The organism is Mesorhizobium sp. f-mel, from assembly GCF_053850215.1.
The window spans coordinates 230372-248727 of record NZ_JBSPTO010000004.1; the positions used below are offsets into that span (position 1 = coordinate 230372).

Annotated in this window: 22 protein-coding genes and 1 tRNA gene; 11 read left to right on the forward strand and 12 right to left on the reverse strand. The window is 61.5% G+C overall.

Annotation, left to right across the window (positions count from 1 at the left end):
* Positions 1–36: 36 nt before the first annotated feature.
* The 4 genes from ACWUKX_RS08740 to ACWUKX_RS08755 form a co-directional block, all read right to left on the reverse strand.
* Positions 37–1125 (reverse strand): ABC transporter ATP-binding protein, encoded by a 1089-nt coding sequence (locus ACWUKX_RS08740; RefSeq protein ID WP_287094065.1) that lies wholly within the window; start codon positions 1123–1125, stop codon positions 37–39.
* A gap of 292 nt (positions 1126–1417) precedes the next feature.
* Complete coding sequence (locus ACWUKX_RS08745) at positions 1418–1657, reverse strand: DUF2188 domain-containing protein (RefSeq protein ID WP_065008174.1); 240 nt, start codon at positions 1655–1657, stop codon at positions 1418–1420.
* Between the two features lie 31 nt (positions 1658–1688).
* The gene (locus tag ACWUKX_RS08750) at positions 1689–2012 is read right to left on the reverse strand and encodes a DUF982 domain-containing protein (protein ID WP_287339487.1); all 324 of its coding nucleotides are present in this window, start codon (positions 2010–2012) and stop codon (positions 1689–1691) included.
* A 127-nt stretch (positions 2013–2139) separates the two neighbouring features.
* The gene (locus ACWUKX_RS08755) at positions 2140–3243 is read right to left on the reverse strand and encodes an NADH:flavin oxidoreductase/NADH oxidase (RefSeq protein WP_456005789.1); all 1104 of its coding nucleotides are present in this window, start codon (positions 3241–3243) and stop codon (positions 2140–2142) included.
* Positions 3244–3619: 376 nt separating this feature from the next.
* Between ACWUKX_RS08755 and ACWUKX_RS08760 the strand changes: the two genes are divergently transcribed.
* Positions 3620–4198, forward strand: coding sequence for an NUDIX domain-containing protein (locus ACWUKX_RS08760; protein ID WP_065008177.1), 579 nt, complete (start codon positions 3620–3622; stop codon positions 4196–4198).
* Positions 4199–4242: 44 nt separating this feature from the next.
* Here the strand turns inward: ACWUKX_RS08760 and ACWUKX_RS08765 are convergent.
* The 3 genes from ACWUKX_RS08765 to ACWUKX_RS08775 form a co-directional block, all read right to left on the reverse strand.
* A tRNA-Leu gene (locus tag ACWUKX_RS08765) sits at positions 4243–4328 on the reverse strand.
* A gap of 378 nt (positions 4329–4706) precedes the next feature.
* The gene (locus ACWUKX_RS08770; RefSeq protein ID WP_456005791.1) at positions 4707–5138 is read right to left on the reverse strand and encodes an ion channel; all 432 of its coding nucleotides are present in this window, start codon (positions 5136–5138) and stop codon (positions 4707–4709) included.
* Positions 5139–5178: 40 nt separating this feature from the next.
* Positions 5179–5346 carry a hypothetical protein gene (locus ACWUKX_RS08775; protein WP_456005794.1) on the reverse strand — a complete coding sequence of 56 codons (168 nt, stop codon included), beginning with the start codon at positions 5344–5346 and terminating at the stop codon, positions 5179–5181.
* 1034 nt (positions 5347–6380) lie between these two features.
* Here ACWUKX_RS08775 and ACWUKX_RS08780 point away from each other — a divergent pair.
* From ACWUKX_RS08780 to ade, 4 genes are all read left to right on the forward strand, one after another.
* Positions 6381–6590, forward strand: a complete 210-nt coding sequence (locus tag ACWUKX_RS08780) for a hypothetical protein (protein WP_456005797.1) — start codon at positions 6381–6383, stop codon at positions 6588–6590.
* Between the two features lie 54 nt (positions 6591–6644).
* Complete coding sequence (locus tag ACWUKX_RS08785) at positions 6645–6824, forward strand: hypothetical protein (protein ID WP_455838251.1); 180 nt, start codon at positions 6645–6647, stop codon at positions 6822–6824.
* A 149-nt stretch (positions 6825–6973) separates the two neighbouring features.
* A complete protein-coding gene (locus ACWUKX_RS08790) occupies positions 6974–7426 on the forward strand; it encodes a cupin domain-containing protein (RefSeq protein WP_135937630.1) in 453 nt (150 codons plus the stop codon).
* A 437-nt stretch (positions 7427–7863) separates the two neighbouring features.
* Positions 7864–9669 (forward strand): adenine deaminase, encoded by a 1806-nt coding sequence (ade, locus tag ACWUKX_RS08795; RefSeq protein WP_456005799.1) that lies wholly within the window; start codon positions 7864–7866, stop codon positions 9667–9669.
* Between the two features lie 27 nt (positions 9670–9696).
* Here the strand turns inward: ade and ACWUKX_RS08800 are convergent, their stop codons facing one another.
* Together ACWUKX_RS08800 and ACWUKX_RS08805 are read right to left on the reverse strand one after the other, a co-directional pair.
* A complete protein-coding gene (locus ACWUKX_RS08800; RefSeq protein WP_456005802.1) occupies positions 9697–10863 on the reverse strand; it encodes an alpha/beta hydrolase in 1167 nt (388 codons plus the stop codon).
* Positions 10864–11011: 148 nt separating this feature from the next.
* Positions 11012–12079 carry an alpha/beta hydrolase gene (locus ACWUKX_RS08805; protein WP_095521603.1) on the reverse strand — a complete coding sequence of 356 codons (1068 nt, stop codon included), beginning with the start codon at positions 12077–12079 and terminating at the stop codon, positions 11012–11014.
* 238 nt (positions 12080–12317) lie between these two features.
* On the opposite strand from ACWUKX_RS08805, the gene ilvA reads away from it, so the two are divergent.
* Together ilvA and ACWUKX_RS08815 are read left to right on the forward strand one after the other, a co-directional pair.
* Entirely contained in the window at positions 12318–13574 is a 1257-nt protein-coding gene (gene ilvA / locus ACWUKX_RS08810) for a threonine ammonia-lyase IlvA (RefSeq protein WP_456005805.1), read from the forward strand.
* 10 nt (positions 13575–13584) lie between these two features.
* The gene (locus ACWUKX_RS08815) at positions 13585–14139 is read left to right on the forward strand and encodes a DUF1697 domain-containing protein (RefSeq protein ID WP_456005807.1); all 555 of its coding nucleotides are present in this window, start codon (positions 13585–13587) and stop codon (positions 14137–14139) included.
* A 9-nt stretch (positions 14140–14148) separates the two neighbouring features.
* Here the strand turns inward: ACWUKX_RS08815 and ACWUKX_RS08820 are convergent, their stop codons facing one another.
* Together ACWUKX_RS08820 and gloA are read right to left on the reverse strand one after the other, a co-directional pair.
* Positions 14149–14442: a DUF2218 domain-containing protein gene (locus tag ACWUKX_RS08820; protein WP_065008185.1), complete on the reverse strand. Its 294-nt coding sequence runs from the start codon at positions 14440–14442 to the stop codon at positions 14149–14151.
* A 29-nt stretch (positions 14443–14471) separates the two neighbouring features.
* Positions 14472–14912, reverse strand: coding sequence for a lactoylglutathione lyase (gene gloA / locus ACWUKX_RS08825; RefSeq protein ID WP_127317011.1), 441 nt, complete (start codon positions 14910–14912; stop codon positions 14472–14474).
* A 217-nt stretch (positions 14913–15129) separates the two neighbouring features.
* On the opposite strand from gloA, the gene ACWUKX_RS08830 reads away from it, so the two are divergent.
* The 4 genes from ACWUKX_RS08830 (at position 15130) to ACWUKX_RS08845 (ending at position 17568) form a co-directional block, all read left to right on the forward strand.
* Positions 15130–15726 (forward strand): cold-shock protein, encoded by a 597-nt coding sequence (locus ACWUKX_RS08830; RefSeq protein WP_456005809.1) that lies wholly within the window; start codon positions 15130–15132, stop codon positions 15724–15726.
* 111 nt (positions 15727–15837) lie between these two features.
* A complete protein-coding gene (locus ACWUKX_RS08835; RefSeq protein WP_456005811.1) occupies positions 15838–16350 on the forward strand; it encodes a DUF192 domain-containing protein in 513 nt (170 codons plus the stop codon).
* Positions 16351–16370: 20 nt separating this feature from the next.
* A complete protein-coding gene (locus ACWUKX_RS08840) occupies positions 16371–17138 on the forward strand; it encodes an alpha/beta fold hydrolase (RefSeq protein WP_456005813.1) in 768 nt (255 codons plus the stop codon).
* Between the two features lie 142 nt (positions 17139–17280).
* Complete coding sequence (locus tag ACWUKX_RS08845) at positions 17281–17568, forward strand: hypothetical protein (protein ID WP_456005816.1); 288 nt, start codon at positions 17281–17283, stop codon at positions 17566–17568.
* Between the two features lie 67 nt (positions 17569–17635).
* Here ACWUKX_RS08845 and ACWUKX_RS08850 read toward each other — a convergent pair whose 3' ends face one another.
* A complete protein-coding gene (locus tag ACWUKX_RS08850; protein ID WP_456005818.1) occupies positions 17636–18235 on the reverse strand; it encodes an HD domain-containing protein in 600 nt (199 codons plus the stop codon).
* Positions 18236–18356: the final 121 nt, after the last annotated feature.

An 18356-nucleotide genomic window follows, 5' to 3' on the forward strand; every position in this document is an offset into this window, starting at 1 on the left:
GCTCGTCTCCTCCTGATTATTTCCTCGCGGTGGTTCTTACTGCCGGGTGCGCATTTCGAAGCGCTGCCCGGTTTCGCCATGAAAGAGATGGATGAGGCCGGGCTCGGCCGTCAGCCGTACGGTCTCGCCCGGCGTGAAGGAATGGCGCTCCCGGAAATTGGCGACGATCTCTTCGCCGCCGGCCGTCCGGCCGATGAGCTGCACTTCCGACCCGGTCGGCTCGACCACCACGACGGTGACCGGAATGCCATCTTCGTCGGACAGCCGCAGATGCTCGGGTCGTATCCCCAGCACCACCTGTTCGCCGCTGCCGATCGAAGGTACTGCGGCCAGCGGCAGGGAAATCCCCCCGGAGCCGCGAAAAGACGATGAGCCGCCATCAGTTGCGATTTCGCCCCTCAGCATGTTCATGGCGGGCGAGCCGATGAAGCTGGCGACGAAGAGATTGTTCGGCCGGTCGTAGAGTTCCAATGGCGGCCCGATCTGCTCGACGAGGCCGTCATGCATGACCACGATCTTGTCGGCCATGGTCATGGCCTCGATCTGGTCATGGGTGACATAGACCGTCGTGGTCTTCAGGCGTTGATGCAGTTCCTTGATCTCGGCGCGCATCTGCACCCTGAGTTTGGCGTCAAGGTTGGACAGCGGCTCGTCGAACAGGAAGACCGCCGGATCGCGCACGATCGCCCGGCCCATGGCGACGCGCTGGCGCTGGCCGCCGGAAAGCTGCCGGGGATAGCGCTCCAGCAATGGCACCAGCCCCAGGATTTCGGCGGCGCGCTTAACGCTGGCAGCGCTTTCGGCTTTCGAAACACCCTTGAGCATGAGCGAGAACGCCATGTTCTCGGCGACGGTCATGTGCGGGTAGAGCGCGTAGTTCTGGAAGACCATGGCGACGTCGCGTTCTTTTGGCGCAACGTTGTTGACGACACGGTCGCCAATCGCGATCTGGCCGCGCGAAATCTTTTCCAGGCCAGCGATCATCCTGAGAAGGGTCGATTTTCCGCAGCCCGACGGCCCGACCAGCGTGACGAACTCGCCATCGTCTATATCGACGCTGACACCGTGGAGAATCTCGACGGTTCCGAATGATTTGTAGACATCGCCAATCGCGACAGACGCCATCGATTTCCTCCCGAATGCTTCCTGCGACGTCTTCGAAGGAAACCGCTTTCCTAACTGGCCGCGGCAGCTCCCAAAGTTCCTCCCTGGTCACGCGCGATGATGAAACGGTAGCGCTACCAGACTGCCCTGTAAAGCGGCTGCGTGGCAAGCACTCTACTTCGTTGCTCCTGATCGTGTTTGTTCCCGGTGGGATTGAAATTCGCCATGTCCGGGATCCTAGCAGGAAAATGACTCGCCCAGCCCCAGCCCTTGCAAACGGAGGTGCGAGAAGTCATCAGTATACGACACCAGCCTAATCGGAGACTTCGGTTTGCGGCCGGTCCCGGCCGTCGGCGAGCTCGTCGTGCCATTTGCCGTCGGCGTCCTCGTATTGGATGCCGTCCGTGGTGCCGGCGACCTGCTGTTCGGCCGAAGCGATCTCCGCCGCGCGGAGCGCGTCCTCGTGGGTAGGGAACGTTTCCGAGAATGTCGAGCCGACCTTGTAGGCCCAGCCCCCGTCATGCTCGACGATCTTGTAGGTCAGCTTCGCCATGAAATCCTCCAGTGGGAAAAGCTCCGTCTGCTCAATGCAGTTTGCCTTGGGGCAGTTTGCCTTCGGGTAGTTTGTCTTCGGGCAGCCTGCCGTCGGACAATCTCTCCTCGGGAACCAGCACGTCCGATTCCTTCGCGGCTTCGACCAATGCGCGGCGCGCATCCGCCGTCGAACGATAACCCTCCAGCACTTTTAGGCAAGTGTCGAGAGCATCGCGATGCCGGGGACCACGATTGAGCGGCCAGACCGTCATCAGGCACTCCGCCGCCTCCTGGGTGCTGCGGATCTCACGGTATTTGCCGACATGGCCAAGTTCGACCACCACCGGCTTTTCAAAAGGCTTGTTGTCCATCATCGCCGCCAACGCGGAGCGGCCGATTTGGTTGCACGTCCCTCCGCGTAAAGGTCTCAAGGGTCTCAATCATTGGGGTCGCATCATTGGGGTCGCGGTCATTGGGGCCGCAGCCATTGGAAATGGCCGCTCAGCCCGCCGCCTTCATCCAGTGCTGCATCGTCGTCACCGAGCGGGCAAGCTGCGGCGCCGGGTGGATCGTCTCGCCGAAGGTGGCCGCGGCGCGCCACGCCCAGCGCGGATCGGCGAGGAAGGCGCGGGCCAAAGCCACCATGTCTGCACGGCCCTCGGCAACGATCGCCTCGGCCTGCTTCGGGTCGTCGATCAGGCCGACGGCCCGCGTCGGGATGCCGGCGCCGTTGCGCACGGCTTCCGCCAGATGCACCTGGTAGCCCCGACCTGTCGGCAGCTTCTGCAGGGGCGAATTGCCGCCGCTCGAGCAGCAGAGATAGGCGACGCCCGCTGCCTTCAGCGCCTTGGCCACTTCGATCGCGTCCCCGACATCGAAGCCGCCATCGACCCATTCCTTGACCGACAGACGCGCCCCGAGCATCAGCTTGGGCACTGCCTTCCTCACCGCCTTGGCGATCTCGACGACAAAACGTATGCGGTTTTCCAGCGAGCCGCCCCAGCGGTCGGTGCGCTGGTTGGAAAGCGGCGACAGGAACTGGAAGATCAGATAGCCGTGTGCCGCATGCAATTCGATGAAATCGAAGCCGGCCCGCTCGGCCCGCCTTGCCGCCTCGGCGAAGCGTTCGATGATGTGCAGTATCTCCTCATCCTCCAGCGCCCGCGGCACCTGCCAGCCCGTGTCGTAGGCGATTGCCGAGGCGGACACGATCGGCCAGGGATCCTGATCGGCACCGAGCGGCCCGCCGCCTTCCCAAGGCTTCCGGTTAGATGCTTTGCGGCCGGCATGGGCAAGCTGCGTGCCGAATTTGGTGCCGGGGGCGGCGACGCGCTTGGCGGCATCCAGCGCGCGCCGGGCGGCTGCCTCGTTGTCGTCGGAGTAAAGGCCGAGGCAGCCATGCGAGATGCGGCCGCGCCGCTCCACGTCGGTCATCTCGACGGTGACCATGCCGGCGCCGGACATCGCCAGGTTCATCCAGTGGTACAGGTGCCAGTCGCTGGCCGAACCGTCATCGGCGGAATACTGGCACATGGGCGCGACCGCGATGCGGTTGGGAAAGGCGAGGCCGTCAAGCGTAATCGGTTGGAAAAGGGATGTGGTCATCAAAAAAACTCCGGGGAGGGGCTGTCGCTATTTAGGCAGTGGATTGCGCCTGCGCCATACACGAGGCGGTGAAGCGCTGCCCGTCTGCTTGCCGGGCACGGCGGGGGCGCTTTCCATCCGACCTGTCAAGACTTGGGTTCCTCGCCCACCGCGAAGCGGGGGAGAGGTGGCCGCGAAGCGGCCGGAGAGGGGCTTTCGTAGGGCGCGGCCCCTCTCCGTCTCGGCTCCGCCGAGCCACCTCTCCCACTCTCGTGGGGCGAGGAACCCAAGCTGGATGAAGCCGCGATCCTTCGCTGTAGCGATTGCCCTGAATTGCTGTCGGGATTGCGCAGAGGCCGGTTCGCGGCTACGCCTCGCCGGCAGCACGGAGTTCATCATGGAAGACCGCATTCGTATCCGTTCGGAAGAAGTCCTTTCCGATGATTGGGCAGTCCTGAAAAAGACCGTCCTCGATTATCGCCGGCGCGACGGGAAATGGGAGACGCAGATCCGCCAGACCTACGATCGCGGCGACGGGGCGGTGATCCTGCCTTACGACCCCGAGCGCTCGACGGTTTTGCTCGTTCGGCAGTTCCGCTACGCGGCCTACGTCACCGGCCACCGCGAGCCGCTGATCGAGGCCTGCGCCGGCCTGCTCGATGAACACGACCCCGAAACCTGCATCCGCAAGGAGGCGGAAGAGGAGCTCGGCTACCACCTGAAGGACGTTGATCGGCTGTTTTCGCCCTTTATGAGCCCTGGCAGCGTGACCGAGCGGCTCTGGTTCTTCGTCGCGCGCTATTCGCCGACCGACCGCATCTCGGATGGCGGCGGCGCGCCGGAAGAAGGCGAAGACATCGAGGTTCTGGAGATGCCGCTCGATGAAGCTCTGGCCGGCATCGCCGACGGCCGCATCATCGACGCCAAGACGATCATCCTGATCCAGCATCTGAAGCTGAACCCGATCCGGGCTTGATCTACCGGAACCTGGACGCGCCCGCTGGGTGGCGCCGGTGTTCCTGGTGCGGACGACGGGAATCGAACCCGTACGATCAGAGATCGAGGGATTTTAAGTCCCTTGCGTCTACCAATTCCGCCACGTCCGCGCCCTTTTCGTTTCAACTACTTAGGCGATTTCGTCAATCGGCGTTGTGCAGTCCGAAAATTGTGTTGTGCAAAACTGCGTTCCCTTTTCATTCGCCGGAGCCCGTTTTTGCCATTTTTTCTGGTCCATGCTCGCAGCCGTCCAACCTCTTTTCTCGGCATGCCTGGTATAGTGCTCGCCCAAGCGCGTAGAGCGCCCCCCAATGAGGGAGGGCTGCATGTTCGGATGATCGGTTGATTGCTGATCTCCGCATTCGCTGCCAGCCATTTTTGAAGGAACTCGACCTCGGCATTGTTAATGGTTCCATCCGCGGCCAGGCCGCGTGCGAGCCCTCATTGCGTTTGTGGAAGCTTAGGCGCTCAAGCACTACGCACACGCGTCAGTCTTGCTTCCGCTTCCACAAATCCGAAGTCGATGCGTATGCGAACGATGCTGACCAAGTGATCAGGACGAGTCCGTTGAGACCTTCCAAGGCAGCAACGATCCGCATCGGCCCAGTGGCATAGACTTCGCCAAAGCCGATGGTGGTGTAACAGGTGATCGAGAAATACAAGAAATCCGCTGCGCTCCCGGAAAACAAGCCTGCGAGAGCTCCAAGGTCTGGATGCTGGTGCATCCAGGCATAGGCGACCGCGAAAAGACAGATCCCCACCACGTGAGCAAAGATCGCTGCGATGACCAAGAGCAGCAGATCAACCCGCATCGGAAGTGAAAAACGACGCCTCATCGCTCCGGCGATATTCAGCACCTCATAGTGCATCAGAACCGTTACCAGTGCGAGACCTGCAGATATGGCGAACGCGATGACCAATTGCGGTACCTTCAAGTAGGCTTCAGATGCTCAACGCCTATCACCGCGCGAGCGGTTCGAACAGCTTGTCGCGATGTACGAGCCCGATGCTGCCCGCCGCCTTCATCGAGGGTTCGACGACATCCGCTCCAACATCGTCCTGCGGCGCGTTGTGGGGCGTCTGGAGCGCGGCGAGATCAACGGTGCCATCCATGAGTTCGTCGCCCACGCGATGCGATCGCCGCCGACGCGAATGGTGAGGGCGAACGCGAGGCCCCGTGGTGCCATCGCCGCCGGGTCGTCGGCAAATCCGTCGGAACCGATCCGCTCCCCAGAGCTTTCGTAATCAGGGGCAGCGTCAAAGAGGAGACTGTTATGGATCGGCAAGAAAATAGCGTTCTGGAGGCTGGCTGGCTTTTGGCGGTCCCGCTTTCTATCGGGTTTACCGTTTTGATTGCAGGTTTAGTGCTGGGCTAGTGTGCTATGGGAACCGGAACTCGATCACTCGCCCCTGGGCCGTCCATGATTGCCGGGCGTCAACGGAACCAAAATCGCGCAATAGCTGCGGCACAAGAGCAAGGCGGACGTCACCGTCGCGCTTTTCGCCAGCCCGCTGATCGGGCTTCTGCCTCGCTGCAGAACCAGCGCTCCCCCTTGCCGGTCGAGGTTACGGTTCGGTCATGACGGCGGCAGCGAGAAAGGCGCCCGCTAGGCGTCCATTCTAGCAGATCGTGCACCGCCTTGTCGCACCAGATCACTTGCCTGAGATCCGGCATATCGACCGGCTGCGCATAGATCGGGCAGATGTAAAAATCGTCGCCATCGTTCTTGCGCGGATCGCCAAACACCTGCGTGGCAGGAAGACCTTCGGCATGCCTCGCTGCAGGACTTTCGCGAGGAAAATGATCACCCCGCAATGGAACTTTGCGCGGGCACAGCGGTTTGGAGGCCAGTCGGAGAAATCCGGCATGTTCTGAGGAGCCGAGCCTGTCCCGGATTCCCCCCTCGCCGGGGCGGGCTCGTTACCGGTCCCTCAAGCCTAGAGCGTTTTTTCCGGCCCGCATCATGGCACGCGCGACCCGCCTTGGATGCGGATCGTCGGCGCGAAATTCGTGCCCAAGTCAACAGCATAGCTGCCGTTACCGGGCCGGCGGCAACCCTTCCCAGCGAGGTAGTCAAACACTGAGGTTCAAACAAGATCGTTTCCACCTGGAACAATTTCGTAGTGGCTGAGTTTCGCACTAAAGCTACTGGAATCCGAACATGGCAGAGTTTGACACAGAACGAGGGAAGTCTGTTGCCGAAGCCGTTCGGCAACTGATCCGTTCCGAAGATAATCGCCGGTATTTACACGACGCGCTGGATCTTGCCGTCGACCTGCGACTGCCCAGCCCCCTTGCGTCATTGCTTGAGGCGCTTGATCAGGCCGGGCGGGATCCATTTCCGCGTTCCCGAAGCCCGGACGAGCGATGATCGAGTAAAACGCGCCAGGTCTTCCCCTCTACCCTCATGGCTCACTACTCCCCCATGACTCAACGCTACGACATTGAGAAGACACCTGAAGGCACGTGGGACATCATCGATGTGTTCACAGGGCTGCCGGTTGTCGAGGTGGGTGTTCCGTTGATCGACATGCCGATCGAAGAGGCCGACGATCTGGTCGAACTTCTTAACTGCCGCGACAGGGAACAGCGGGAGAACACTTAACGGCGGCTTTCCAGGCCGAGGTCCGCCGCGAAAGCGCGTCCCCCGTTCGGAGGATGCGTTCGGGCGTTCTGCAATGGTAGGCTCCAATTGGTGAGTGATTCAGCGTTGATATTTGACGCTGTCCTCTACGAACCAATGGAGAGATTGTCATGCTCAAGCTCGCCTCTGCTCTGGCGCTGCTGCTTGTTGGGACAGCGCCTCTGTTTGCCGATGATATGCCAGTGAACGCGGACAGTATCAAATGGGGCCCTGCTCCTGCTGTCATTCCCGCTGGCGCGGACATAGCTGTTATCGCTGGAGATCCCTCAAAGGATGGGCCTTATGTGCTGCGACTGAAGACGCCCGCCGGCTACAAAATTGCCGCACATAGTCATCCCACCGCGGAATATATAACGGTGCTTTCCGGCAACTTTCATATCGGAATGGGCGATAAGTTCGACGAGGCGAAAGGCATCGAACTGACTGCTGGCGGCTTCGGAGTTGCACCGGCCGGAATGAATCACTTCGCCTGGATGACAAGCGAAACGATTATTCAGGTTCATGGCAACGGACCGTTCACGATCAACTACGTCAATCCGGCCGACGATCCGAGCAAAAAATGACAGTTCGGGGATCAAATTGATTGAACCGCCTGCAGGCTCGAATGGTGGAGGTCGAGACCCTCTGAGCGGCCGGATCAGGCACTTCCAGTTCTGATCTGAGTCTTCGAGTGGTGTCTGCGGTTTCCCGAACGTCGATTCAGAAAGATTCGCTAACGGGAGGCAATCTGATTTGCCGCAAACGGAATCGTATTCCGGTTGGGCACTTGCCGTGGACGGCGCCGAAACAAAAACCCGCCTCGGCGGCGGGTCGTTGGCGCAAATCAGCGCCATGGCGAAATCCATAACATAAATGCCGTCACAAAGTAACGAATCGCGAGCTCGCAACAGACGCGAAAATCACGGTCGATGTTAAGGCCGAGGAGCCCTCAGGCAATCCGCCGATCTCGCTGGTCAAAACGCTATCGGCTTGGCACAGTCGGGAAAACAGGAGTCTCTTCATGGCGAAGACCGCAACGAAACCAAAACCCTGGGCCGAGGCGGCCACGCATCTGGTCGATGTCGCGATGGGCAGGAGGCCCGCCGATCTCGTCATCCGCAACGGGCGCTGGGTCAACGTTCACTCCGGCGAGATCATCGCCGGCACCGACATTGCCATTGCCGGCGGCCGCTTCGCCTATTGCGGACCGAATGCCGGCCACGCCATCGGGCAGGGCAGCAAGGTGGTCGACGCCGGCGGACGCTATCTGGTGCCGGGTCTCTGCGACGCGCATATGCATGTCGAGAGCGGCATGGTGACGGTGACGGAGTTCTGCCGCGCGGTCATCCCGCATGGCACCACCTCGATGTTCATCGATCCGCACGAGATCGCCAATGTGCTCGGCCTGCCGGGTGTGCGGCTGATGCATGACGAGGCCGTCGCCATGCCGATCAACGTGTTAGTGCAGATGCCGTCCTGCGTGCCCTCCGCACCTGGGCTGGAGCATGCCGGCGCCGAGCTGACGGTCGCCGATGTCGCCGAGGCGATGGCGTGGGAAAACATCATCGGGCTTGGCGAGGTGATGAATTTTCCCGGTGTCGCGGCCAACGATCCGGTGATGTCGGGCGAGATCGCCGCGACGGTGAGGGCGGGCAAGACGGTTGGCGGCCATTACGCCTCGCGCGATCTCGGCCTGCCGTTCCATGGCTATGTCGCCGGCGGCCCGGAGGACGACCACGAAGGCACGCGCGCCGAGGACGCCATCGCCCGCGTCCGCCAGGGCATGAAGGCGATGCTGAGGCTGGGTTCGGCCTGGTACGACGTCGCCTCGCAGATCAAAGCGGTGACGGAGAGCGGGCTCGATCCGCGCAATTTCATCCTGTGCACCGACGACAGCCATTCCGGCACGCTTGTCCATGAAGGCCATATGGACCGGGTGGTCCGGCACGCCATCAGCCAGGGGTTGAAGCCGGTGACGGCGATCCAGATGGCGACGCTCAACACCGCCCAGCATTTCGGGCTGGAGCGCGAGTTGGGTTCGATCGCGCCGGGGCGGCTTGCCGATCTGCTGATCGTCTCCGATCTGGCCGCAATGACCATCGATGAGGTCTATGGCCGCGGCGTCAGGCTGGCCAAGGGCGGCAAGCTCGAAATCGACATTCCGGCCTATAACTATCCGAAGACGTCGAAGAACACCGTCAAGCTCGGCAGGAAGCTCAAGTCAGGGGATTTCGACATCGTGGCACCCATGGGCGCCAACGAGGTGCGGGTGCGGGTCATCGGCGTGATCGAGAACCAGGCGCCGACGCGCGCGCTCGAGGCCGATCTTCCGGTGGAGGACGGTCTGGTCGCCATGGACCGTCGCAACGACGTCTGCCAGATCGCGCTGGTCGAACGCCACAAGGGCACGGGCGGCGTCACCAATGCCTTCGTCTCCGGCTTCGGCTACATGAGCGACTGCGCCATAGCCTCCAGCGTGGCGCATGATGCGCACCACATCATCGTCGTCGGCACCAGCAAGCAGGACATGGCACTGGCGGTCAACCGGCTGGGCGAGGTCGGTGGCGGCGTCGTGCTGTTCTCCAAGGGCAAGGAACTGGCGCTGGTCGAAATGCCGATTGCCGGGCTGATGTCGGACGAGCGCGCCGAAATCGTCGCGGCCAAGGCCGACAAGCTGACCGAGGCGATGCGCCAGATGGGCTGTTCGCTGAACAACGCCTACATGCAGCACTCGCTGCTGGCGCTGGTCGTCATTCCGGAACTGAGGATTTCCGATGTCGGCCTGATCGACGTGACGACGTTCCAAAAGGTCGACCTGTTCGTCTGACAACGACCAAGGGCGAGCCCAAATTGCTCATCCGCCGGTGGCGATGGTCAGCACCCTGAACGGCGTGGTGATGACGATCTCGGCGACCGAGCCGACGGCCTTGCCGATGCCCTGGCCGAGATCGTCGATCGGCTGCGCCGGATTGTCTTCCTCCGATGCCAGGCCGGCCGGGGCGCGCAGCCGGTCGCCGAGCAACTGCACCAGGAACGGGTTGTCGGCGAATTTGGCGTGGTTCAGACGGTCGCCGCCCTTGGTCTTGGTCAGGTCGATCACCGACACGCCGTAGCTGGCGAGGTCGGCCGCGTCGCCATAGTCGCCGACGCGCGGCTTGTCGCCGGAGATCAGGGAGGAGAGTCTGAGGGCGCGATCGTCGCCCGAAAGCAGGATGGCGAAAGGCTTGTCGGGCTTGCCGTAGCGGATCATCTGCTTCTTGAACACATCGACATCGATGTCGGGCGAGGCCAGAATGACGTAGCCGAGCTTGTCGCTGAGATCGCGGTCGCCGGTGATGGCAAGCTGGCGCAACGCCTCCATTGTCACCCAGGTGCCCATCGAATGGGCGATAATGTCGATGCTCTTGGCCTTCGTCTTGGCCAGCATACGCAGCGTCTCTTCGAGATCGTCGCGCGCAGCGTTGGCGCTTTCCTTGTCGTAGATATAGCCCGTGGTTTTGCCGCTCGACGCCCATGAGAACAGCACCGGCGTGCCGGGATATTTCGTGTCGTGGGCAATCTGCGTCAGCCGATAGATGCCGTCGTCGAAACCGTTGTTGAAGCCGTGCACGAAGACCAGCGCGCGGTCGCCGCGCATGGCGATGTCGGCGCCGACCGCGTTGGCGAATTGCGGGGCGCCTTCGTAGAATTCGACCTCCGTTGCCGTGAAATCCTTCGCCGGATTGCTGTTGGCGGAGCTCCTGACCCGCTCGATGGCGCCGACCTGATGGACCTTCGGAACGGTGACCTCGACACTGGCAAAACTGGTGGTCGGTGAACGGTCACCGTCGAACACCTGCCGCGGATCTTTCGTTGCCCTTTTCCGGGTGGTGGCAACGAATATCTCATGCGTGGCTGCGATGTCGGAGGCAGGCACTGTGACAGCCGTCGTGTTGAGAAGGTCGTGTGTTTTCCCACCGGCGCAGCCGGTAACGGCGAGCGCAAACGCTACGACGAGAAAAATCTTCGAACGCACGGTCACGCAGGCTCCCGCAAGAGGGGACGTCAAGCTGGTGACGTCGCTCGCTATTTCGATAAAGCCAAGGTCCGGCCCGGTCCAGTTGAAAGTGATTCGATGGTGCCGCAGCCGTGAACACGCACGACGAAAGTAACAGGGCGTGGAACGCACCTCACTGTCCGAGCAGGCTGATGCGGTCGGTTACCTCGCGGTCGCTGGCAAATCCGTCATCCTCGCGCAGCCGCTGGCCGATCATCTTCACCAGCTCGGGGTTGTCGGCAAATTTGGTGTGGTTGAAACGGTCCGATCCCTTGACGCTGGAGAGATCGACAACGCTCACGCCATAGTCGGCGAGGTCGGCGGCGTCCTTGTAGTCGCCGACGCGCGGCCGCGAGCCGGCGATCAGGCCGGAGAGCCGCAGCGCCCGGTCGTCGTCGGACAGGAGCAGGATGAATGGCTTGTTCGGCTTGCCGTAACGCCGCATCTGGCTCTTGAACACGTCGACATCGATGTCGGGCGAGGCCAGCACGACGTCGCCGAGTTTGCCGCCGAGATCGCGGTCGCCGTTGATGGCGAGCTGGCGCAGCGCTTCCATGGTAACCCAGGTTCCCAGCGAATGCGCGACGATGTCGATGCGGCGCGCGCCGGTCTGCGCGAGCATCCTCAGCGTCACTTCCAGCTGGTCGCGGGCAGCACTGGCGCTTTCCCTGTCGTAGACATAGTCCCTGGTCTTGGCGCCCGACGCCCAGGAAAACAGCACCGGCGTGCCCGGGTAGCCGGAATCATGGGCGATCTGGGTGACGCGGTAGACGGCGGCGTCGAAACCGGTGTTGTAGCCGTGGACGAAGACCATGACGCGGCCGCCGCGCGCGGCGATGTCGGTGCTGAGCGCGCTGGAGAATTTCGGCGCGGTGTCGTAGCCGACGACGTCGGAGGCCATGAAGTATTTGGCCGGGTCGTTCGACTTGCCGCGCGAACGCCGCTCGATCCGACCGGTTTCGTGGGTCCCCGGCACGGTGACGTTGGCGCGGGCATAGTTCAGCGTGGCCGAGCGCTCACGGTCGAAAACCTTGCTGGGATCGTCGGAGCGCTTGCGCGTCGTGGCGATGAAGATGGAGTGGTTGCCGGCGATTTCCGTCACCGGCGCGGACACCATGGCGCTGCCGAGCAGTTCCTCGGTTTGCCGGCCGCCACAGCCGGCAACGAGCAAGGTAAGGACAAGGATACAAATCTTCTTCAACTCTGGAATTCCACTCCGGCCGAAAGGCTATCCAACCTCCGCGAACCCCTCCCGGACAGTCGAAGTGCGGCAGAAGTAAGTCATATCCAGCCGAATTGCGCTCAGCGCCTAGCGACAGTCAAAGCACTGTTGCACGAAAGCCAGAACGATTGCCCTGATCAAACACGTACGGCGTGTGCTAGCTTCGTGACCGACAATCGCACGCGAAGACCACAGACGATTCGGGGTGATTTTTCCGATGACCAGTTTCTCCTCCCGCGTCGCTGCCGCTGCCGCCGCGATCCGCGAGATTTTTCCGGAAACGCCGCTGCAGGAAAACGATTACCTGTCGAAGAAGACCGCGGCGCGCGTGCTGCTGAAGCGCGAGGACCTGTCGCCGGTGCGCTCCTACAAGATCAGGGGCGCGTTCAATTTCTTCCGCAAGGCGCTCGACGCCGGCAACGACGCCGAACTGTTCGTCTGCGCTTCCGCCGGCAACCATGCGCAGGGCTTTGCCTTCGTCTGCCGTCATTTCGGCAGACAAGGTGTGGTGTTCATGCCGGTGACGACGCCACAGCAGAAAATCGATAAGACGCGGCTGTTCGGCGGCGAATTCGTCGAGATCAGGCTGATCGGCGACTTTTTCGACGACTGCTACCGCGCCGCCTTCGAATTCACCGAAAGCGCCGGCGCGCACATGGTGCCGCCGTTCGACCACAAGGACATCATCGAGGGGCAGGCGACCGTCGCCTACGAGATATCAGGCCAGATGCCGGGCGCGCGGATGCCCGACATCATCATGCTTCCGGTCGGCGGCGGCGGTCTGGCTGCGGGTGTGACGCATTATTTCGCCGACCAGCGCCGCGACACGCGCTTTGTCTTCTGCGAGCCGGCCGGCGCGCCAAGCCTCAGCGAGAGCCTCGCCACCGGCAAGCGCATCAAGCTCGCCAGGGTCGACAATTTCGTCGACGGCGCGGCGGTGGCCGAGATCGGCCGCGAACCGTTGCGGCACCTCAGGGAGTTTGCCGCTGAGGCCGTGCGGCTGATCCCGGAAAACCGGCTCTGCGCGACCATGATCGAGATGCTGAATGTCGAAGGCGTAGTGCTGGAGCCGGCCGGCGCATTGGCGATCGACGCGCTCAAGGATTTTTCGAAGAAGGAAATCAGGGGCAAGACCATCGTCGCGGTGGTGTCGGGCGGCAATTTCGATTTCGAGCGGCTGCCGGATGTGAAGGAAAGGGCGCTGCGTTTCGAGGGGCTGAAGAAGTACTTCATCATCCGCTTTCCGCAGCGGCCGGGCGCGCTGCGCGACTTTCTCGAATTGCTTGGGCCTGACGACGACATTGCCCGCTTCGAATATTTGAAGAAGTCGGCGCGCAATTTCGGTTCGGTGCTGATCGGCATCGAAACCAAGGATCGCCGCAATTTCGAGCTGCTCAACGCGAATTTCGAGGCCGAGGGGGTTCAGTATCAGGACATCACCGACAACGAGACGCTCGCCGGGTTCATCATATGAGCGCCCGAATATGAGTGAAGAGGAGAAGATATTCGTTGCATTGTTTTCCGGCATCAATGTCGGCGGCAACCGCATCGTCAAGATGGCCGAACTCCGGTCGTTCTTCGAGAAACTCGGCTTTGGCGACGTCGCCACCTACGTGCAGAGCGGCAACGTCGTGTTCCGGTCGGCAACGGGCGATGCGGCCACGCTGAACAAGCAGCTGGAAGCGGCTTTCGAGAAGAAATGGGGATTTCACTCGCGCATCATGGTGCGCGATCTCGGCTGGTTCGAGCGGCTGGTGGCGGACAATCCCTATCCGGAAGTCGCCGGGGAGCCGACGAAACTCCACGTCTATGCGCTGGAGCGTGCGCCAACGCCTGAGGAGACGGCTCGTCTTTCGCAGAAGTGCACCGGCCCTGAAAGCTTCGAGATCAGGGACGACGTACTTTATCTGCACGCACCGGATGGCCTCGGCAAATCGGTGTTTGCCAACCTCATCCCGCGCACGCTGAAAGTGCCCTGCACCGCGCGCAACTGGCGCACGGTGCAGGCGCTGCTGGAGTTAGCCGGCCGAGACGGCTGACGTGGTCGCCTACGCTGCCGAGGCCCGTTTCCAATCGAAGATCAGCTCTTCGCGGAAAGCGAAGCGTTTGATGTGGTCGGCAACGACCGTTTCCAGGCGCTCCAGCGAGCCGGCTTCGTCAGCGGTTACCGCGATATGCAGCGCTGCCGCATCGGCATCCAGAACCGCACGACCCAGTGAGAGATCGATTGTCCCGTGGTTCGGATCGAACTCGACGGGAAACTTGTGCGCCCAATGCTTGCAAAGCTGCTGCAGATAGCGGCTCGCATGTTCGGTGGCGACATCGACATGGCTGGTCGGCATGAATGGACTCTTTCCGATAATGTGACTGGTTACCAGCTTCCGGTATTCGGCATCGAGGCCCAGGGCTCGGCCTTGGCCTTGGCCGGGCCTTTCTGCAAAAGCTCGATCGAAATGCCGTCCGGCGACTTGACGAAGGCCATGTTGCCGTCGCGCGGCGGCCGATTGATGGTGACACCCTTGTCCATCAGCTGCTGGCAGGTGGCGTAGATGTCGTCGACCTCATAGGCGAGGTGGCCGAAATTGCGGCCGCCCTTGTAGTCTTCCGGATCCCAATTGTAGGTGAGCTCGATCAGCGGCGCCTTGTCGGCGATGCCGCTTTGCTCGTCTTCGGGCGCGGCGAGGAAGATCAGCGTGTAGCGCCCCTGCTCGTTTTCGTGGCGGCGCACTTCCTTGAGGCCAAGCTTGTTGCAGTAGAAATCGAGCGAGGCATCGATGTCTGCGACACGGACCATGGTGTGAAGATAGCGCATGTGATTTCCTCGAAACGTTTGCGTTGCAGCGGAACATAGGGGCCACCCGGCCAAAGGGCAATTCCCGACAACCGGTCGTGCTGGCAAACAACAAATCCGGTATTCCTGCAATGAACCGTGAAAAAAGGCAGCTCAGGTCTTGCACACACCGGAAGCGGCAGTGTTAATCTAACTCAAGAATCAGTTGCGGTATTCTTGGAAAAAGGGGGGCGTTCTTATGGGGGAAAAAGCCTCTTTCATGGGGCGGGACGGAACCGGTCACGACGCCTTGCAAAGAGACGAGAGCGGCGACGCTGCCGATCTTGTCGAGGTTGCGGGCGCCATCAAATGGTTCGACGTGGCCAAGGGCTACGGTTTCATTCTTCCCGATGACGGCTCTTCCGGCGATATTCTCCTACATGTGACATGTCTTCGAAAGGACGGTTTCCAGATGGCCTTGGAAGGTGCGCGCGTCGTCTGCCTGGTCAAGCAAGGTGAGCGCGGATTGCAGGCGTTCCGCGTGCTCTCCATGGATCTCACCACGGCGACCCATCCGGCGGAGATGCAGGAGCAGCGCACCCACGTCTCGGTGACGCCGGAAAGCGGCCTCGAACGGGCGCTGGTGAAATGGTTCAACCGCACAAAGGGGTTCGGTTTCCTGACCCGAGGCGAGGGCACCGAGGACATTTTCGTCCACATGGAGACCCTGCGCCGTTACGGCATTACCGAGCTCAGGCCCGGGCAGGTTGTGCTGGTCCGCTTCGGGCGCGGCGACAAAGGCCTTATGGCTGCCGAAATTCACCCTGATATGGGTACCTTGCCCGTCTCGCACTAAGGTCCCATCCCGATCGAATCGGGATGCGACCTAGTGCTTTCTGCTTGACCATGATCTTTTTCGAACCGTAGGTTCGGGATCATGGTCTAGGGCGATAGCCGAGGATTCTGAATGACTTACAGGAACTGGCTGACAACGGGCGTAGTCTGCGCCGCGATCGCTTTTGTCATCGCCACAGGCGCTTTCTTCCATTCGCAGCAACCGGCTTCGGCAGACAGCCGGGCGATGATCCTTGCCGTCGACCCGCAGCCGCTGGTCGCTGTGACGAACGGCGGCGAACGCTCGTTCTCCGTCGAAATCGCCGACACCTCCGCCGAGCGCGAGGCCGGCCTGATGTTTCGCCAGGAGATGCCCGACGATCATGGCATGCTGTTCGTGTTCGAGGAGCCTCGGGATGTGAGCTTCTGGATGAAGAACACGCCGATGCCGCTCGACCTGATCTTTGTCGGTCAGGACGGCAGGATCCGGGCGATCAAGCAAGGCGAGCCGCAATCCGAGGCGATGATCTCGCCCGGCGAGCCGGTTCGCTTCGTACTCGAGCTCAAGGCGGGCACCGCCGCCAGGAGCGGCATCGCGGATGGCGATTTGTTGCGCCACCCGGCAATCGGCACTGCGCACAACTGAACGCGCAGGATCCGTCGCAAATGCAGTTTTTCTCCCATGACGGTTTTGATCTTGCGTTCCTCGACCGCCAGCCGGCATCGGGGCAGGGCGATCCGGTGCTCATGATCCATGGCTTTGCCTCGACCCATTACGTCAACTGGGTGTCGCCCGGCTGGTTCAAGGCGCTTAACGATGCCGGCTACCGCGCCATCGCCTTCGACAATCGCGGCCATGGCGCCTCGTCGAAGAGTTATGAAGAGGCCGATTATACCCCCGCAAAAATGGCTTCCGACGGGGCAGCGTTGCTGACCCATCTCGGTATCGAACGCGCCCATGTCATGGGCTATTCGATGGGCGCGCGGATATCGGCCTTCCTGGCGCTTTCCGATCCGGACAAGGTGGCGACGCTGGTCTTCGGCGGTCTCGGCGTCGGGATGGTCGACGGCGTCGGCGACTGGGATCCGATCGCCGCCGCCCTTCTGGCCGAAGATCCTGATGCCACCAGCCATCCGCGCGGCCGCTCGTTTCGGGCCTTCGCCGACCAGACACGCAGCGACCGCCGGGCTCTGGCTGCCTGCATTGCCACCTCGCGGGAATTGCTGGCCGAGGCCGACATTGCGCGCATTGCCCAGCCGACGTTGATTGCCGTCGGCACCAAGGACGATATCGGCGGTTCGCCCGACGAACTGGCCGCCTTTATGCCGAACGCCAGGGCCTTTCACATCGAGGGCCGCGACCACATGTTGGCCGTCGGCGACAAAACCTTCAAGCAGCGGGTGCTGGAATTCTATGCCGAAAATCCGCTGTGACTGGCGGCAGATGTAGGTGCATTGCCACCAGTAAGTAGCGCCGTGGCCGGCGGGATCGTTGCAGGCTGCTAGTTGTGAAAACCTGACGCATGATCAGAAACACAAGTTGGAAAGCTGATATTCGCTTCGTTAGGGTTAAGGCATGACGTTCGACCCCCTACTGATCACACTCATTGCGCCAGCGGTCCTAATCATCGGCTCCGCTATTGGTTTACGATTTGGGCTTCCCCTCTGGATCGCCCTCTCCATTACCGGGATTGTTCTGGCTCTGGGCGGATATGCACTTCGAGGAGGTGTTAATCAAAGCTGCCTCATCGATGAGAGCGAGTGTGTTGGCGCAACAGCTACCGCCTATGTCATTTCCGCATTCTGGTTCATGGCCGTTGTAATACTAATGGTCAGTGCGGCCCGGAAACATGCGAAAACATAGCGGGCGCGCAACACGCAAGCCTTGAGGTCCGCAAAGGGTCGAACCCTGCCACTAGAACCCGTCTGAGTCATGCCTCAAGCACTTCGATCGACCGCGCCATGTTCTGCCTGGCTTGCGGTTCGAACCGCTGCCGGAACTCCTCGGTGTGAAAGATATGCGGGCGGGCGAGGAAACTCTTCAGAACAGCACTGCGGCCGGCACGCCACATTGGCTCTTCCACCCAGCCATATTCGCGGCGAACTGCCTGTTCATAGGCGTCGAACGCATCCGGCGTCGCACCCAGGATTGCCAGGTCCATATCGAGGAACAGCGCTGCGTCGCGGACGGCATTCTCGTCGCTAAAGTGCGGCAATTCATGCGTCCCGGTAGCGATGATCATCGCGGTGATGCGGTCCAGGCGCTCCGTATCCGTGCGGCCGGCGAGCTTTTTCTCGGCAAGGGCGGCACTCCTCGCCTCATTGTCCCTGGCTCGGCTATCATAGATGGCATCGTGGAACCAGATCGCCGCCTCGACCGCCTCGGGATCGTACAGGGATGCCTGATAGTGGCCGGCGAGCGCCAGCATCGCCTCGATATGGGCAAGGCTGTGATAGTGGCGGTCGTCGGCCTGATAGAGCGCGGAAAGCTCGTGCTTCAGCGGCTCGTCGATCAAGGGTTCGTCTTCCATGGCCGCTTGAATTTCCGTGAACCAAATCCATTTGACAAAGCACTAAGGAAAATTGAGTTCAACCGTGCTATGATCTGGCTTATAGAGCATGTCGCCCAAAAGTGCGCAGCGGTTTTGGGAC

Excerpts from the sequence above, each read along its gene's own strand:
- ACWUKX_RS08745 (WP_065008174.1), bottom strand. The coding sequence starts at position 1,657 with ATGGCGAAGCTGACCTACAAGATCGTCGAGCATGACGGGGGCTGGGCC.
- ACWUKX_RS08785 (WP_455838251.1), top strand. The coding sequence starts at position 6,645 with ATGACTCAACGCTACGACATTGAGAAGACACCTGAAGGCACGTGGGAC.
- ACWUKX_RS08830 (WP_456005809.1), top strand. The coding sequence starts at position 15,130 with ATGGGGGAAAAAGCCTCTTTCATGGGGCGGGACGGAACCGGTCACGAC.
- ACWUKX_RS08755 (WP_456005789.1), bottom strand. The coding sequence starts at position 3,243 with ATGACCACATCCCTTTTCCAACCGATTACGCTTGACGGCCTCGCCTTT.
- ACWUKX_RS08760 (WP_065008177.1), top strand. The coding sequence starts at position 3,620 with ATGGAAGACCGCATTCGTATCCGTTCGGAAGAAGTCCTTTCCGATGAT.
- ilvA (WP_456005805.1), top strand. The coding sequence starts at position 12,318 with ATGACCAGTTTCTCCTCCCGCGTCGCTGCCGCTGCCGCCGCGATCCGC.
- ACWUKX_RS08815 (WP_456005807.1), top strand. The coding sequence starts at position 13,585 with ATGAGTGAAGAGGAGAAGATATTCGTTGCATTGTTTTCCGGCATCAAT.
- ade (WP_456005799.1), top strand. The coding sequence starts at position 7,864 with ATGGCGAAGACCGCAACGAAACCAAAACCCTGGGCCGAGGCGGCCACG.
- ACWUKX_RS08750 (WP_287339487.1), bottom strand. The coding sequence starts at position 2,012 with ATGATGGACAACAAGCCTTTTGAAAAGCCGGTGGTGGTCGAACTTGGC.
- ACWUKX_RS08845 (WP_456005816.1), top strand. The coding sequence starts at position 17,281 with ATGACGTTCGACCCCCTACTGATCACACTCATTGCGCCAGCGGTCCTA.
- ACWUKX_RS08820 (WP_065008185.1), bottom strand. The coding sequence starts at position 14,442 with ATGCCGACCAGCCATGTCGATGTCGCCACCGAACATGCGAGCCGCTAT.
- ACWUKX_RS08780 (WP_456005797.1), top strand. The coding sequence starts at position 6,381 with ATGGCAGAGTTTGACACAGAACGAGGGAAGTCTGTTGCCGAAGCCGTT.
- ACWUKX_RS08740 (WP_287094065.1), bottom strand. The coding sequence starts at position 1,125 with ATGGCGTCTGTCGCGATTGGCGATGTCTACAAATCATTCGGAACCGTC.
- ACWUKX_RS08790 (WP_135937630.1), top strand. The coding sequence starts at position 6,974 with ATGCTCAAGCTCGCCTCTGCTCTGGCGCTGCTGCTTGTTGGGACAGCG.
- ACWUKX_RS08840 (WP_456005813.1), top strand. The coding sequence starts at position 16,371 with ATGCAGTTTTTCTCCCATGACGGTTTTGATCTTGCGTTCCTCGACCGC.
- gloA (WP_127317011.1), bottom strand. The coding sequence starts at position 14,912 with ATGCGCTATCTTCACACCATGGTCCGTGTCGCAGACATCGATGCCTCG.
- ACWUKX_RS08850 (WP_456005818.1), bottom strand. The coding sequence starts at position 18,235 with ATGGAAGACGAACCCTTGATCGACGAGCCGCTGAAGCACGAGCTTTCC.
- ACWUKX_RS08835 (WP_456005811.1), top strand. The coding sequence starts at position 15,838 with ATGACTTACAGGAACTGGCTGACAACGGGCGTAGTCTGCGCCGCGATC.